14 protein-coding genes and 10 tRNA genes are annotated in these 15,216 nt (G+C 70.9%); 10 read left to right on the top strand and 14 right to left on the bottom strand.

All coding sequences use genetic code 11. The features are described 5' to 3' along the window. Positions 1-292: 292 nt before the first annotated feature. Together VFE05_07105 and VFE05_07100 are read right to left on the bottom strand one after the other, a co-directional pair. Positions 293-787: a Smr/MutS family protein gene (locus tag VFE05_07105; GenBank protein ID HET6229823.1), complete on the bottom strand. Its 495-nt coding sequence runs from the start codon at positions 785-787 to the stop codon at positions 293-295. Positions 788-893: 106 nt separating this feature from the next. Then, entirely contained in the window at positions 894-1,181 is a 288-nt protein-coding gene (locus tag VFE05_07100; GenBank protein ID HET6229822.1) for an HU family DNA-binding protein, read from the bottom strand. A 105-nt stretch (positions 1,182-1,286) separates the two neighbouring features. Between VFE05_07100 and VFE05_07095 the strand changes: the two genes are divergently transcribed. From VFE05_07095 to VFE05_07050, 10 genes are all read left to right on the top strand, one after another. Continuing rightward, positions 1,287-2,741 carry a GAF domain-containing sensor histidine kinase gene (locus VFE05_07095; GenBank protein ID HET6229821.1) on the top strand — a complete coding sequence of 485 codons (1,455 nt, stop codon included), beginning with the start codon at positions 1,287-1,289 and terminating at the stop codon, positions 2,739-2,741. Positions 2,742-2,912: 171 nt separating this feature from the next. After that, positions 2,913-3,635: an HAD-IB family phosphatase gene (locus VFE05_07090; GenBank protein HET6229820.1), complete on the top strand. Its 723-nt coding sequence runs from the start codon at positions 2,913-2,915 to the stop codon at positions 3,633-3,635. A 77-nt stretch (positions 3,636-3,712) separates the two neighbouring features. Further along, complete coding sequence (locus VFE05_07085) at positions 3,713-4,123, top strand: hypothetical protein (GenBank protein HET6229819.1); 411 nt, start codon at positions 3,713-3,715, stop codon at positions 4,121-4,123. 74 nt (positions 4,124-4,197) lie between these two features. Further along, the gene (locus VFE05_07080) at positions 4,198-4,611 is read left to right on the top strand and encodes a hypothetical protein (protein ID HET6229818.1); all 414 of its coding nucleotides are present in this window, start codon (positions 4,198-4,200) and stop codon (positions 4,609-4,611) included. A gap of 176 nt (positions 4,612-4,787) precedes the next feature. After that, on the top strand, positions 4,788-5,240 hold the full coding sequence (locus tag VFE05_07075) for a PaaI family thioesterase (GenBank protein HET6229817.1): 453 nt from the start codon (positions 4,788-4,790) through the stop codon (positions 5,238-5,240). Between the two features lie 138 nt (positions 5,241-5,378). Further along, the gene (locus tag VFE05_07070) at positions 5,379-6,023 is read left to right on the top strand and encodes a hypothetical protein (protein ID HET6229816.1); all 645 of its coding nucleotides are present in this window, start codon (positions 5,379-5,381) and stop codon (positions 6,021-6,023) included. A 123-nt stretch (positions 6,024-6,146) separates the two neighbouring features. Continuing rightward, a complete protein-coding gene (locus tag VFE05_07065) occupies positions 6,147-7,244 on the top strand; it encodes an alanine--glyoxylate aminotransferase family protein (protein HET6229815.1) in 1,098 nt (365 codons plus the stop codon). Next, entirely contained in the window at positions 7,241-8,845 is a 1,605-nt protein-coding gene (gene serA, locus VFE05_07060) for a phosphoglycerate dehydrogenase (GenBank protein ID HET6229814.1), read from the top strand. The genes VFE05_07065 and serA overlap by 4 nt, the downstream gene beginning before the upstream one ends. A gap of 422 nt (positions 8,846-9,267) precedes the next feature. Continuing rightward, the gene (locus VFE05_07055) at positions 9,268-9,753 is read left to right on the top strand and encodes a hypothetical protein (protein ID HET6229813.1); all 486 of its coding nucleotides are present in this window, start codon (positions 9,268-9,270) and stop codon (positions 9,751-9,753) included. A 356-nt stretch (positions 9,754-10,109) separates the two neighbouring features. After that, positions 10,110-11,507, top strand: coding sequence for an HD domain-containing phosphohydrolase (locus VFE05_07050; GenBank protein HET6229812.1), 1,398 nt, complete (start codon positions 10,110-10,112; stop codon positions 11,505-11,507). Positions 11,508-11,670: 163 nt separating this feature from the next. Here VFE05_07050 and VFE05_07045 read toward each other — a convergent pair whose 3' ends face one another. The 12 genes from VFE05_07045 to VFE05_06990 all read right to left on the bottom strand — a co-directional run bounded on the left by VFE05_07045 (position 11,671) and on the right by VFE05_06990 (position 15,163). Further along, positions 11,671-12,897, bottom strand: a complete 1,227-nt coding sequence (locus VFE05_07045; GenBank protein HET6229811.1) for a GGDEF domain-containing protein — start codon at positions 12,895-12,897, stop codon at positions 11,671-11,673. Between the two features lie 415 nt (positions 12,898-13,312). Continuing rightward, a complete protein-coding gene (locus VFE05_07040; protein ID HET6229810.1) occupies positions 13,313-13,909 on the bottom strand; it encodes a DNA-3-methyladenine glycosylase I in 597 nt (198 codons plus the stop codon). 194 nt (positions 13,910-14,103) lie between these two features. Beyond that, positions 14,104-14,186: transfer RNA gene (locus VFE05_07035), tRNA-Ser, on the bottom strand. 9 nt (positions 14,187-14,195) lie between these two features. Continuing rightward, a tRNA-Pro gene (locus VFE05_07030) sits at positions 14,196-14,269 on the bottom strand. 52 nt (positions 14,270-14,321) lie between these two features. Continuing rightward, a tRNA-Ser gene (locus tag VFE05_07025) sits at positions 14,322-14,407 on the bottom strand. Positions 14,408-14,416: 9 nt separating this feature from the next. Then, a tRNA-Ser gene (locus VFE05_07020) sits at positions 14,417-14,503 on the bottom strand. Positions 14,504-14,517: 14 nt separating this feature from the next. Next, a tRNA-Gln gene (locus VFE05_07015) sits at positions 14,518-14,590 on the bottom strand. A gap of 91 nt (positions 14,591-14,681) precedes the next feature. Next, positions 14,682-14,754, bottom strand: a tRNA-Gly gene (locus VFE05_07010). Positions 14,755-14,795: 41 nt separating this feature from the next. After that, positions 14,796-14,867 (bottom strand) — tRNA-Thr (locus tag VFE05_07005). A gap of 18 nt (positions 14,868-14,885) precedes the next feature. After that, positions 14,886-14,958, bottom strand: a tRNA-Ala gene (locus VFE05_07000). A gap of 26 nt (positions 14,959-14,984) precedes the next feature. Continuing rightward, positions 14,985-15,058: transfer RNA gene (locus tag VFE05_06995), tRNA-Val, on the bottom strand. A gap of 21 nt (positions 15,059-15,079) precedes the next feature. Beyond that, positions 15,080-15,163, bottom strand: a tRNA-Tyr gene (locus VFE05_06990). Positions 15,164-15,216 lie beyond the last annotated feature (53 nt).

The following is a 15,216-nucleotide window of genomic DNA, read 5'->3' as shown; positions in this document are numbered from 1 at the left end:
GCAGAGAAGCCCGCGGCCAGGAGGATGGTCGCGGGCTTCTCTGCATCTACGACGCGTCGGCCGAGTTCAGCGCGGCCGCAAGGAAGCTCACTCGCGCGACGACGTCCCGCCGTCAGTCCCCGCAGGGGGACTTTGCGCAGTCGTTGCCGCGGTTTCAACCGCCAGCCCAACGCCGCCGCGACCATACCTCGCCTGGCGATCACCCGACTGGCCCTCCCTTCCGCTCCCCCGCATCCCCCATCCTCCGCACACCCCCGCGAATCCTTGCGCGCGCGGCTCGGCGCGGGCTACACTACGGCGCTTCGCCGCCGGCCTCGCTGCGCAGGCGCCGCATCTCCGCTTGCAGGAGCGCGGGGGTCGGCGTGACGCCCAGCTCCCACAGCGCTTCGTGCGCCTGGCGCAGCAGGTCCGGGTCGGCGTTGCGGAGCAGGGCGGGCGGTGATGACGGGCGGGAGATGGCTTCGCGGCGGATCTCGCGGCGCAGCTCCACGCGGAAGCCGCCGCCGCCCGCCACGGGCGAGAACTCGGCGACGAGCGTGCCCTTCAGCCCGCGCAGCAGGTCCTCGATCTCGCCGGGCAGCACGGGGAAGCCGCCGGAGTGGCGGCCGCGGCCGGTGACCACCACCACGGTGCGCACACCGTCGGTGCAGCGGTCGCGCAGCCACGCCTCGGCCCGGCGCCGGGCCTCGTCGCCGGTGGCGCCGTGCAGGTCCAGCAGCGGGTGAACGGCGCCCCACGCCTCGCGCGAGACGCCGTGCGGGCGGCGGGGGTCGGGCCTCCGGGCCATCGGCGGTGCTCCGGGCCTGCGGCGGCGCCGCGGACGGGGCGCAAACGCGGAGAGCCCCGGCGCAGGGGCCGAGGCTCTCCGGTTGCGGCATCCGCGGCGCGAAGCCTCAGGCGCCGAAGCTGTCCTTCAGGCCCTTGCCCACGCGGAACGTCGCGTTGGTCGACGCGGCGATGTCGATCTCCTTGCCGGTGCGCGGGTTGCGGCCCTTGCGAGCTTCGCGGCTCTTGGTCTCGAAGCTGCCGAACCCGGTGATCTGCACCTTGTCCCCGCTCTTCAGCGCCGTGGAGATGATCCCGTTGTCGACCGAGAAGAGAGCGTCGATGGCGCGCTGTGCCTCGGTCCGGCTGAGGTCGGCACGGGTGGCCAGCTGCTGGATCAGTTCAGATTTGTTCACCAGGGGGCTCCTGTAGAGGGGTGACGAATCGCCGAAAAGCAAACGGCGTAGCCGTTCTGCCACGTACAGTAGGCAGGCACTGGGGTTCCGTCAAGAGAGATTCACGTGGATCGAACCGAGCAACTTTCGCAGGCGGCACCTGAGGGAACCTCGCTGTCCGAGCTTCGGGCCGCGCACGAGATCGCCCACGCCTTCCTCACCAGCGACTCGCCGGGGGGCGTGTACCGCCTGGCGCTGGAGCGCGTGTGCGCCCTGGTGGGGGCCGCCTTCGGGTGCGTCTACCTCCGCGAGGGGGAAGGAGATACGCTGCGCCTGGCCGCCGCCTTCAACTGGCCTGCGGGCTGGTCGGCGTACCTCGATTCCATGCGGGTGCGCATCGGCGCCGGGCCCACGGGCCAGGCCGTCGCCGAGAACCGCGTGGTCGAGGTCTTCGACGTCTTCGGCGACCCGGAGCTGGCCGACTGGTGGGAAGCCGCGCGCGAGCTGGGCTTCGCCGCGTCCATCTCGCTGCCGCTGGGCACGGGCGACGCGCCGGCCGGCGCCATCACCTTCTACTTCGACCAGCCCGAGACGCTGCGCGAGTCCGACCGCAGCCTCCTGCGCCTGGTCGCCGACCAGCTCGCCGCCACCGCCGAGAAGGCGCACCTCATCGACGACCTGCGCCGCGCCAACTCCCTGCTGCGCGAGCAGAACGTGGAGCTCGAGGCCCGCTTCCGCGAGGCCGAGGAGGCGCGGCGTCTCAAGGGCGAGTTCCTGGCGAACGTCTCGCACGAGCTGCGCACGCCGCTCACCGCCATCCTCGGCTTCACCTACCTGCTGCGCGAGGGGCTCTCGGGCGAGCTGCACGCCGAGCAGCGCGGCGCCGTGGAGAAGATCGAGACCGCCGGCAGCGAGCTGATGACGCTCATCGACGACCTGCTGGACTTCACCACCGTCAAGATGGGCCGCGTGGTCCTCGCGCCCGAGCGCTGCGACGCCGTGGCGCTCGCCCGGGCCGCCATGTCCACGCTCAAGCCGCCGGACACCGTCGCGCTCGGCAGCGACGTGCCGGACGACGAGGTGCCCGTGCACGCAGACCCCAGCCAGGTCGTGCGCATCCTGCGCGGCCTCGTCTCCAACGCGTACAAGTTCACCGCCGTGGGCCGCGTCACCGTCCGCGTGCGGTCCGCCGCCATCTCCGGCCCGGGCTGGTCGCGGGCTGCGGACGGCGCGGCGTGCCCGGTGGTCATGTGGGACGTGGAGGACACCGGCATCGGGATCGAGCCGGCGGACCACGAGCGCATCTTCGACGAGTTCCGCCAGGTGGACGGCTCGGCCACGCGGCGGTACGGGGGCACCGGCATGGGCCTGGCGCTCGCACGCCAGCTCGCGCGCTGCATGCACGGCGACATCTTCGTGCGCTCCACCCCGGGCCAGGGCTCCACCTTCACCCTCGCACTGCCGGTAGGGACGCCCTCGGCCGATCAGTCGGAAGATGCACGGCCCGCGGCACCACGAGCGGAGACACCCGCATTAAGCGCGGGAGCTGCGGCCGCCCAAGCGGATTCGGATGCGGGCTGACAGAGACGCCCCCTCCCGCTCGCTTAGGCTCGCACCCTCCCCCGCAAGCGGGAGAGGGTTGGGGGTTCGTTGCGCTCCGAGGCTACGGCGCGACGGAAAGCCTTTGGGGTTAGTCCCCGCAGGGGGACTTTGCGCCGTCGTTGCCGCGGTTTCAACCGCCGGGCGAGCCGCATGAGCGCATCTCCCGGCTTCTCCACCGTTGTCTTCGACTGTGACTCCACGCTGTGCAGCATCGAGGGCATCGACGAGCTGGCGGGCCCGCATGCGGCCGAGATCCAGGCGCTGACCGACGCCGCGATGGCCGGCACCATCCCGCTGGAGGACGTGTACGGCCGCCGCCTCGCCATCATCCGTCCCACCCGCGACTCCGTGGACGCGCTCGGCCGGCTGTACGTATCCACGCTCGTCCCGGACGCGAGCGAGACGGTCGCTGCGCTGCGCTGGCTGGGAAAGACGGTGCGCATCCTCTCCGGCGGCCTGCTCCCCGCCGTGCTCGACGTCGCGCGCTCGCTCGGCGTCTCGTCCGAAGACGTCATCGCCGTCCCCATCCACTTCGCGGCGGATGGCGCGTACGGGGGGTTCGACACGGAGTCGCCCCTGGCGCGTAGCGGCGGCAAGCCCGCGATCCTCCGCACGATGCGCATCCCCCGTCCCGCGCTGCTGGTGGGCGACGGCGCCACGGACCTGGAGGGCCGCGCCGAGGTGGATGCCTTCGCCGCCTACATGGGCGTCGCCTTCCGCCCCATCGTCGCCGCCGGCGCGGACTTCGTCCTCCGCGCCCCGTCGCTCGCCCCCGTCCTCGCCCTCGCCGCAGGGGTGGACGGCCGCGCGCGCCTGGCATCCTCCGAATGGGCCGGCCTCCTCCGCCGCGGCGACGAGTTGCTGGCACAGTAGCGGCACCGGACCTGCCGTCGTCGCTTCCTCCGCCCGCCGCCGTGAACCCTCGCCCAACGCGTACGATGAGAGCACCCGTGAACATGGGACCGATCGAGCTGCCGTTCGGTCCCGAAGAAGAAGCGCTGCTCCAGAACATCGAAGCCGCGATCATCGCCGTGTACCGGGACCATCGCGAGATGCTGGACTACGACGCCGAGGCGGTGCTGGAAGCCCTGGTGTCCGGGTACGCTGCCGAGCAGCAGGGGCGCACCCCACGCCCCGTGACGCTCACCGGGCTCCGGCGCACGCTGTACGATGCCGTCCACACCCTCTGCGAGTGGCGCTTGGGCCGCACCTCGCTCGGCGACATGCAGCTCGGGGAAGACGAGCGCAACGACGTGGCGGACCTCCTCGCCGCGCTGAAGCGCATCCGCAAGTCGCAGCAGCGCTGGACCAAGCAGCGCGGCCGCACCGGCTACCTGGACTTCGTCAGCCGTTTCGTCTGAACGCAGCGGCGTGCGCGCTCCCGGCCTGCGGAGTGCGCCCGTCCCGTTTGCCCACCTACCGCGGGAGGTTATCGATGGCCGCGAAGAAACGCCCGCGACGCGTCTGGGCCCGGAGCGGTTCGCCTGCGGACAAGCCCAAGATCCCGGACGTGCTGAAAGCCCGCGCGCAGACCGAAGCGGACACGCTGCTGGAGCACTTCCGCCCGCTGCACATCCGCCCGGAGGAGAACCCGCAGTTCAACTACATCACCGAGCTGTCGTCCGTCTGGTTCCGCGGCTACCTGTATCTCCGGGCGATCTACGCGAACGTGTATCCGCACGGCGACCCCACGTTCGAGGTGCGCTTCACCCGGCTGGAGTACGCGGGCGGGGAGAAGTTCAACCTGGCGTACATGCGGCACACGGGCCAGTGGTGGGAAGTCTACCACGACCTGCCACTGGAAGATGCGATCCGCACGATCCGAGAGGAAATCATCTTCCACCCTTGACATGGCAGCGGGACCCGGTGGGTAGATGGACGTCGGCCTCCGGCACCGGCGTGGCTGTTGAGCGGAATCGGGGCCGCGCATCGGAACCTGCCTACATGCGGTTGCGCGCGCTGCCACGAAGCGCAACTCTGTCGCGTCCGCATTACCTCGCGTATCTCGCCCGACGGAAGCCCCGTATGCCGTTCCAGCCGCAGGACCCCGCGTTCGAAGCCCGCGTGCGCGACAGCTTCGCCCGGCAGCGGGTGATGGAGACCATCGGCGCGCGGCTGGTGCGCGTCGCGCCGGGCGAGGTGGACATCGAGATGCCGTACCACGCGGACCTGAGCCAGCAGCACGGCTTCCTGCACGCGGGCATCGTCAGCACGGTGCTGGACAGCGCGTGCGGCTACGCGGCCTTCAGCCTCATGCCGGCCGACGCGGCGGTGCTCAGCATCGAGTTCAAGACCAACCTGATGGCCCCCGCGCGCGGCGAGCTTCTCATCGCCCGGGCGCACGTGGTCCGCGCCGGCCGCACCGTCACCGTCTGCACCGCCGATGCGTTCATGGTCGAGAACGGCACCGAGAAGCACGTCGCCACCATGCTCGGCACGATGATGACCCTCCTCGACCGCCCCGGCCTCTCCGGCTGAGCCCATCGGGCGTCGATCTCGGGAGATGCGGGGCCGTCCGGCAGATGTCCATCTCCCGCCTCCTCGCCATACCTCGCCCGCCATTGGCTGACCGCCTGCCAGCCGCGCGTCTCTCATCCCCCGAACCCGAGCATGCGGATGAGCACAACGAACCTGTTCGTCGAGCTGATCGTGATCGGCGTCGGCGCGATGGCGTGGGTGGTCCTGCTGGTGCTGGCGTTCTTCGGCTGGGACTCCATCGCCTGGCTACGTCCGAACGACGCGGCCGCCGCGATCCCGCTGCTCGCCGTCACCTATCTGCTCGGCATCGTAACCGACCGCCTGGCCGACGCGCTGTTCGAAGACGTCCGCCGCATCGCGGCCCGCCGGCATCTGGAGCCGCCCTCCACTACTGGCTCCGGGGCGGGCCGGCTGGTGGATCTGGCCGTTGCGACCCGGAAGCCGACCGCGTACGACGAGGCGACGGATGCGTACCACTCCGCGCGGCACACGCTCCTCCAGGGAGAGCGGTTCATCCCCATCCTGGAGTACGGCCGGAGCAGGCTGCGCATCTGCCGTGGATGGGTGTTCAACGCGCTGGTGCTCGCGGTCGCCGTCAACGTCTTCCTGCGGAAGCGGGTCTACGGCCCGCTGAACCCTGATGTGGATCACGTCGCCCTCAAGTCCACCGTCGCCCTGCTCCTGCTCGCCGCCGCGGCCTGGTACGCGTGGCGCAGGCTGGATGAGACGGACCGGCTCAAGACCGTGCAGCACGCCGAACTGCTGCGCGCAGGCGGGAAGTAGCTCCGCATCTATGCCGCATCGGCCGATGCCCGCCGCCGCTTGACTGAGCATCGCTCACGGCTATTCTCCCCGCAGGCACCCGCCCCCGTACACATCCGTTCCCGCGCAACCGCAGATGGCGAGATGACCGCGTTCGGCCGCTTCTTCCTGCCCGGTCCCACCGAGGTGCACCCGGACGTGCTGGCCGTGCAGACGCAGCCCATGATCGGCCACCGCGGCGCGGAGTTCTCCGCCCTGCTCGCGGAGGCGGACCCGGTGCTGCGCGCCGTGTTCGGCACCTCGCGGCCGGTGTACGTCTCGTCCTCGTCCGCCACGGGGCTGATGGAAGGCGCCGTGCGCAACGGCGTGCGGCGGCGGGCGCTGTCGCTGGTCAACGGCGCGTTCAGCGAGCGCTTCCGCGACCTGGTGGCCGACTGCGGGCGCGAGGTGGAGACGTACGAGGTGCCGTGGGGCGCCGCGCACGAGCCCGCCGAGGTGGAGCGCCGCCTGCGCGCCGGCGGCTTCGACGCCGTCACCCTCGCGCACTCCGAGACCTCCACCGGCGTCCTCAACCCGCTGCCGAACATCGCCGCCGCCGTGCGCGAGGCGGAGAAGGCCACGAGCGATGAAGTGCTGGTGCTGGCCGACGGCGTGACCAGCGTGGCGGGGATGGAGATTCGCGCGGAGGAGTGGGGCATCGACTTCTTCCTCACCGGCTCGCAGAAGGCGCTCGCGCTGCCGCCGGGGCTCGCCTTCGGCACCGCGTCGGAGCGGATGATGGCCCGCGCCGCCACGCTGCCGGGCCGCGGCCACTACTTCGACCTGCTGGAGTTCGACCGCTACCACACCAAGCACCAGACGCCCACCACGCCCGCGCTGAGTCTCGTCTACGCGCTCGTCGCACAGGCCCGCCGCATCGCCGGCGAGGGCGTTCCCGCCCGCGCCGCGCGCCACGCAGCCATGGCCGCCCGCACCCACGCCTGGGCGGAGTCCGACGGCGCCGCCCACGGCCTCTCCCTCTTCGCGCCGGAAGGCTTCCGCTCGCCCACCGTCACCACCCTCGCGCTGCCGGACGGGCTCGCGGGCGACGACGTGGTGAAGCGGCTGGCGGCGCGCGGCTGGACGATCGGCGGGGGATACGGGAAGCTGAAGGCGAACACCATCCGCATCGGCCACATGGGAGACCACGACTTGCAGGGACTGAACGCGCTGCTCCACGAACTCGCGGAGGTGCTGCCGTGAGCGCGCCTCGCTTCCGCGTCCTCGTCACCGACGAGGTGGACCCCGAGGGCACCGCCCTGCTGCGCGGCCACCCGGACATCGCCGTCGATGAGGTGCCCACGCTGCCGGCGGCCGAGCTTCTGGAGCGCATCGGCGACTACGACGCCATCGTGGGCCGCAGCGCCACGCGCATCACCGGCGAGCTGCTGTCGCGCGGCGACCGGCTCAAGGTCGTGGGCCGCGCCGGCGTGGGCGTCGACAACGTGGACATCCCCCGCGCCACCGAGCTGGGCATCGCCGTCATCAACGCGCCGGGCGGCAACACCGTGTCGGTGGCGGAGCTGACGTTCGGCGTGCTGCTCTCGCTCGCGCGCCACGTCCATCAGGCCGCGCGGTCCATGGAGGACGGTAGATGGGACCGCTCCAAGCTTGGCGGCGACGAGATCCGCGGGCGCACGTTGGCGCTCGTGGGCCTGGGCCGCATCGGCGGCGAGGTGGCGCGGCGGGCGCGGGCGTTCGGGATGACCGTGGTCGCGTACGACCCGTACGTCGCCCAGGCACGATTCGACGAGATGGGCGCCGAGCGCGCCGAGCGCCTGGCGGACGCCCTGGAGCGCGCCGACGTGCTCTCGGTCCACGTCCCGCTCACGCCCGAGACGCTGGGGATGATCGGCGCGGGCGAGATCGCGCGGCTGGGGCGCCAGGCCATCGTCCTCAACCTCGCCCGCGGCGGCATCGTCGCCGAGGAGCCGCTGGTCGATGCCCTCCGCACCGGCCGCATCGCAGGCGCCGCCCTCGACGTGTTCTCCGTGGAGCCGCTGCCCGCCGACCACCCGCTGCGCACGCTGCCGAACGTGCTCCTCACGCCGCACCTGGGCGCCAGCACGACCGACGCGCAGCGCAGCGTGGCGATGGAAGCGTGCGCCGCCGTCCGCGACGCGCTGGTCACCGGCGACCTGAGCAGCGCGCTCAACGCCGCGGGCGTGGGAGGCGCCGGCTGGGGCGAGCTGCGGCCGCTGCTGGCGCTGGCCGACCGGCTGGGGCGCCTGGGGCGCGCGCTGGTGCCCGGCGGCCTCAGCTCGCTGGAGCTGCGGTACTCCGGGCCGCGTGAAGAGGCGCCGCGCCCGCTGCTGCTGGCCGCGCTCCAGGGCGTGCTGCGCGACGTGGTGGAGCGGCGCGCCATCAACCTGGTCAACGCGCAGCATGTGGCGGGCGAGCGCGGCATCGAGACCGCGTGGGCGCACGTGGCCAAGCGCGGCGAACTGGGCGAGGAGATCGAACTGCGGCTGGAGGGCGGCGACCGCAGCGTGCGCGTGGGCGGCGCGCTGCTGGGCGAGACGCACGGCCGCATCGTGCGCATCGGCGCGTTCCGCGTGGACGTGGCGCCGCGCGGCACGCTCGTGGTCCTGCGCAACCGCGACGTGCCCGGCGTGATCGGGCGCGTGGGCACCCTGCTGGGCGAGGCGGGCGTCAACATCGCCGAGTACCACCAGGCGCGCCTGCATGTGGGCGGCGAAGCCCTCGCCGCCGTCTCCGTGGACGGGCGCGTCCCCGCCGACGTGATCCAGCGCCTCTGCGACCTCCCCGAGATCGTCGAAGTCCGCCAGGTCGAGATGGAGTAACGCTATCCGACGATCCTACAAGACGCCGCCTAAACCAAGGCGACGCCTTAGGTTTTTAGGGGTGCGATTCATCACATCGGCTCCTTTCCGCATCCCACGGCCCTCCCCGTCCCGACTCGGCCGACGGCGCACCCGCCGATGCATTCGGGAGATGCGCCACATCCCCTGCCCGCCCCAAAACCTCGTCCGCAGGACGACCGCAGTCCCCAGCCGGGGGTTTCACACCCCCGGCGATCCCGGCGATGCGCGACCCACACACATCCGCATCTTCGCCGTCGCGACGTCACCAGGACGAGCAGCATCCACCCGGCCCGCTCCTTGCTCATCCCGGGCGCGAGAAGCACCGGAAGCAACCGTACGGCGGGCAGCGCCGGGCCGAGACGCCCGTCCGCACCTGCCCCGTCTCACACGCGAGGCAGCAGATGGGCATCCTGGACTGGGTGAAGGGCGGGAAGAGCGGCAAGCACGGCGGCGACCGCCCGCCGGCGTCGTCGCTGATGAACGCGGCGTTCAACCGCGAGCCGCCGAACGAGCGCGCGATGGGCGACATGGACACCAGCAAGTTCGACGAGTCGCTGGCCGGCCTGCTCACCCGCCGCCAGCAGGTGTCCGACGAGCTGCTGTCGATGGAGATCACCACCGTGCCCGGCCGCCGCGAAGCCGTTCCGCGCCTGCGCGAGCTGCTGCGCGTGTACCCGCACCCGCTCGTGTACGAGACGCTGATCCACGCCTACCTCGACGCGGAGCGGTACGACGAGGCCCGCGGCGTGGCCTTCGCCGCCCGCGAGCGCCGCATCGAGTGCGAGCACTCGCCGCACCCCGAGATCCGCGCCGAGATCGACCGCCTCAACGAGTGGACCCCCGAAGAGGTGGACGCCGTCCGCCTGGAGCGGCAGGGCGGCGCCTGACCCGCATCGTCCGACGCCAAGCGCCCCTCCGCCATCCGGCCGAGGGGCGCTTCTCGTTTCCGTCTCAACCCGCTGCATCCACCGCGACCGATCCGAGGGACGCCCGCCCACGCAGACGTATTTGCCACACGCGAATCCCTGCTCGTCCGTCCGCCGACGCGCATTCGCCACGCCCTTCCGCATCGAACGAATCGTCCCCATCGAACCGGCCGCTATTCCAGCGTTTGCCGGCAGATTCGCATCTCCCTGCAAACAAATGGTTTCACGACGGCGGCGTGCCCTCTCCGGGGCACGCGAAATGCCCCGCCGCGCCTGCGCCAAGACCCCGCGTCCCACCGGCACACCTGGAGCTGGCGATGGCCGACCCCACCGCGCACGACCTGGCCTCATCGCCGTCCGCGGGCGGCGGCGACCCCGTGCTGCACCACCTGGCCGAGGCCGCCGGCGCCTACCACGAAGAGCGGCGGGAGATGCAGGGCGAGCTGGAGGAAGCGCGCGGCGACCTGTCGGCGTCGCAGAGCGAGCTGGACGAGGCGCGCGAGCTGCTGCGCGCACTGGACGCCGAACTGAACCACGCGCGCGACGAGGCCCGCCGCGCCCGCGAAGACGCCGAGCGGCAGCTTCGCCGCGCCGAGCACATGCACGCCGCCATCGGCCAGATCCACCGCTCGCTCTTCGCGGGCAACGTCTACGAGCTGATCCTCAAGGCGTGCCTCACCATCACCCACGCCACGCGCGGGCTGTACGTGACCTGGCGCGGCGACCGCGACGAGCCCCGCGTGCGCGCCGCCGTGGACGTGGGCGAGTACCCGGGCGCGCCCGTGTCGCCATACGTGCGCGCGCTGTGCAGGCGCGTGCTGGACGAGAACCGCGCGATCGTCTGCAACGCCGCGGGCGATCTGGGGCCGCTGCCCGAGCCGGAAGAGAGCGAGAGATTCCGCAACTGCGTGATCTCCCCCGTGGTGCTGCTCAAGAACCTGGACGGCATCCTCATCGCCGCAGACAAGGACGGCGAGTTCGAGCAGGCCGACATCGACTCGCTGCTCAGCGTGGGCAGCCAGGCCGCCGTGGCCGTCGAGAACCGCCACCTGGAGCGAGAGCTCCAGAGCGCGTACGTCTCCACCGTCACCATGCTGGCCGACGCGGTGGAGGCCAAGGACCCGTACACCCACGGCCACTGCGAGATGGCGTCGCGCTACGCCCGCCTCATCGCCGGCCGCATGGAGCTGGAGCCGTACGAGCAGTCGCTCGTCTGCTACTCCGCGCTCCTGCACGACGTGGGCAAGATCGGCGTGAGCGACGGCGTGCTCAACAAGCCCGGCCCGCTGCTGCCCGAAGAGCGCGAGCTTATGCGCGCGCACGTGCGCGTGGGCCACGACCTGCTCAGCACCATCCCCGCGCTGCGGTCGGTCGCGCAGGTCGTGCTGCACCACCACGAGTGGTACGACGGCAGCGGCTACCCCGACGGGCTGGCGGGAGATGCGATCCCCGTGGCCGCCCGCATCGTCGCCGCGGTAGATGCGTACTGCGCCATGGTCACGCGCCGCAGCTACAAGGAGGCGTACACCGAGGACCACGCGCGCTCCGAGCTGCGCAAGTTCGCCGGCACGCAGTTCGATCCCGAGATCGTGGACATCTTCCTCCAGGTCCTCGACACCCCCGCCGCCAGCGACCAGGACGACGACGACTACGCCGAGTGCGGCCTCCTCCCCGGCTTCGCCAACATCCACGACCTCCGCGAAGCCCTCCCGTAGACGCATCTTCGCCGCCTCCTCCGACGCCCGACGGCTCGGACGACGAATCCAATCCACCGCACGACAAAACGTCCCCCCGGCTCATTGGCCGGCGGGACGTTCTCGTCTTCCCTGCATGTTTCGGTAGATGAACGGCGGACGGCGTCCTCCGTGCACCCCGCGCTCAGCCCCCGAGGATGGGCGCCGATGCGGCGCGGGCCGCCTTGTTGTCGTACAGCCGCCGGTCCGCATCCCGGATCAGCTCCTCCGCGCACGAGTGCGCGGGCGTGTGCACCGCGATCCCGTGGCTCAGCTCCGCGCGGCCGTCCAGCCGCGCGCGCACGCGCCGCATGAGCGCGCGGGCGCCGGGCGCGTCGCCGCCGGGCAGGATCACCAGGAACTCGTCGCCGCCGTAGCGCACGACGGTGTCGGAGCCGCGGGCCTCCGCGCGAAGGGCCTCGGCCACGGCGCGCAGCAGCTCATCGCCCACCAGGTGGCCGCGGCGGTCGTTCACCGCCTTGAAGTCGTCCAGGTCGATCACGATCACCGCCAGTCCCTCGCCGCGCTGCGCCGCGGCCCAGGCGTAGCCCATCACCACGTCCATCTGCCGGCGGTTCGCCAAGCCCGTGAGCGGGTCGGTGAGCGCCAGGCTTCGCACGCTCTCCAGCAGGCGCACGCGCCGCAGCGCCATCTCGCCCTGCAGGGCCAACGCGCGCAGCATGTCCCAGTCCTCGCCCTCGAACACCCGCTCGTCGCGCCGCTCCGTCAGCATCAGCACCCCGCCGTCGCCGAAGGGCACGTGGGCGAGGGTGGACGTCGCCCGGTCCCCCGCCAGCGGCGCCAGCTCGGCGATGGGCGAGTCGTGCCCGCCGCTCCGCGCCTGCACCGCGCAGATCAGCCCCGGCTTGCCGAAGCGCTCCAGCCGCGGCACCATCGCCTCGCGCACCGCGCCCGCGGAGCCGCCCGCCACGCGCAGGTGCCCCGGCGCACACGTGTCGCGCACCAGCACCAGGCCCGTGTGCGCGCCCACGATGCGCACGGCGTTCACCGCCACCGCGCGGTACACCTCGGCCTCGCCCTCAGCCAGGTTCAGCTCCTCGAAGAAGCGCAGCAGCTTGTCCGGCAGCTCGCGCCGGCGGGCGGTGCGGAGCGCCTCCTCGCGCCACGCGGCGGGGCCCGCGCCCGCGACCACGCTGCCGTTCGCCACGCGCGCCGTGTTGTCCGCCGCCACGTCGGCCACGAACATCACCGCGGGCACCCGCTCGGCCGCACCCGCCTCCGCCCCGGCCGGGCTCCGCGCCGCCTTAGCCGGGATCCACTCCGGCGCCCCTTCGGCTCCCTCGCCCAGCCACTCCGGCGGAGCCGCCAGCACCAGCTTGAGGTCCCGGTCATCCAGACGGCGAAGCATCATGTCGCACGATCCCTTCAACGGGAGAGCGCCGCCCGCAGGCACTCGTCCCAGCATTGTCGGTGAATGCTAAGATGTTGTCATCAAAAATGTTACCGAACCTACAAGTGTTTCCCACAGGTGTCAACCGCGTCCCCGCAAGAGGACGCCCCATCCTCCGGAACGGCTTCCACCCTGCTACGCGCCCAACTCTCAACCGCACATCGAACCGACGCCACGGCTCTCACGACACGGTGCGAAAGCCCCCGCAGCTCCCAACGAAAACAGCCCCCGGCCAGCTCGGCCGAAGCCTATTTCGTCGTTCACTCGACGTTTCGGATGATGGCAACCGACACCCGTCTCGATCCGCGTCCTTCGATGGGGTCAGTCCACCTCCGCACGGGAGATGCGCGGCCCCGAATGTCCTCCCGGCCGGACGCTAGCTCACGTGACCGCCAACGTCACGGCGGAAGCAGCCGGCGACGTGGTCGTTAACGATCCCCGTCGCCTGCATCCAGGCGTAGACGATCACCGGGCCCACAAACTTGAACCCGCGCTTCTTCAGCGCCGCGGACATCTCCTCGGACAGCGGCGTCTTCGCCGGCACGGTCACCCCGTCGCTCACGATCGGCTCCCCGCCCGCGATGCCCCACACGAACGCCGAGAAATCCTCCCCCGCCTCCGCCATCTTCAGATAGGCCCGCGCGTTCCCGATCGCCCCTCCGATCTTCGCGCGCGACCGCACGATGCCGGGATCCTGGAGCAGCCGCGCCACGTCCTCCTCACCGAACCGTGCCACCACCTCCGGATCGAAGCCCTGGAAGGCTCGCAGGAACGCCTCGCGCTTTCGCAGGATGGTGATCCACGCCAGCCCCGCCTGGAAGCCGTCGAGCACCAGCTTCCCCCACAGCGCCCGGCCGTCGCGCACGGGCACGCCCCACTCCTCGTCGTGGTACGCCTGCATCTGCGGGTCGCTCCCCGCCCATTTGCAGCGCTGCACCGGAAGCGCATCCGCACCAGCTCGTTCGACGGTCATGGGGTCGGCTCGCAGAGAGGATCGGCACTCGGCCGTGATCGATGTCGTGTGCGAAGAGCTTGGAAGATCGGCTCGCGCCACACGCTCCGCCAGATCGTTCGGACGGCGGTCCGCCGCGGCCGACGCACAGGGACACGAAAAAGCCCCGCCGCTCGTGAGAGCCGCGGGGCTTGATTTCGTTGGGAGGACGACAACGGAGGCGGAGGGACTCGAACCCCCAAAGGCTTGCGCCCGCCGCATTTCGAGTGCGGTGCCTTACCAATTAGACTACGCCTCCAAACCACAGTCGGGACGGCCGGATTTGAACCGGCGACCCCTCGCTCCCGAAGCGAGTGCTCTACCGGGCTGAGCCACGTCCCGAAATCCCGGATGCTACCCTGAACCACACTGCGATACTACACCTGCCGACGAGCGGACCGGGTGGGATTCGAACCCACGAGGGCTGTTAACCCCACACGATTTCCAATCGTGCTCCTTAAGCCGCTCGGACACCGGTCCACGGCTGAGCGGAGAGGGCGGGATTCGAACCCGCGTGCACCTTTTGGATGCGACGGTTTAGCAAACCGTTGGTTTTAGCCACTCACCCACCTCTCCATCTGCCAAACCAGTTGCCCCTCCAGGGCTCGAACCTGGACTTTCCTGATCCAGAGTCAGGCGTGTTGCCAATTACACCAAGGGGCAGAAAACGCGACCGACCTAAACCGACCGCGACCCGATCCCTTTTACAGGGTCTATTTCTCTACGGGTGAGAGATTTCCACGTTGTCAAACAGAGCGGGAGACGGGGCTCGAACCCGCGACCCTCAGCTTGGGAAGCTGATGCTCTACCAACTGAGCTACTCCCGCACGGGCTTCCTAAGCTAACCAGAAGGCCGCTTGTTGACCAGAGCCACTGGTCGGATTTGAACCGACGACCGCTCGATTACGAATCGAGTGCTCTACCCCTGAGCTACAGTGGCATCGTTCGCCCGACCTAGTGGAGCCGAGGGGAATCGAACCCCTGACCTCTGCAGTGCGATTGCAGCGCTCTCCCATCTGAGCTACGGCCCCGGGACCATCTATGCGTGCGACGTCAGTGGGCGGTACAAGACTCGAACTTGTGACCTCCACGATGTCAACGTGGCGCTCTAACCAACTGAGCTAACCGCCCGGTACCGCTGACCAGCATGAGTGGTGGGGGTAGGATTCGAACCTACGTAGGGCTGTGCCCGGCAGATTTACAGTCTGCTGCCATTAGCCACTCGGCCACCCCACCTCACATCCACTCGTTCCTACAGTGGAGCCGAGGGGAATCGAACCCCTGACCTC

The organism is Longimicrobiaceae bacterium, from assembly GCA_035696245.1.
Classification (GTDB): domain Bacteria; phylum Gemmatimonadota; class Gemmatimonadetes; order Longimicrobiales; family Longimicrobiaceae; genus DASRQW01.
This window is presented reverse-complemented; position numbering and strand designations above follow the sequence as displayed.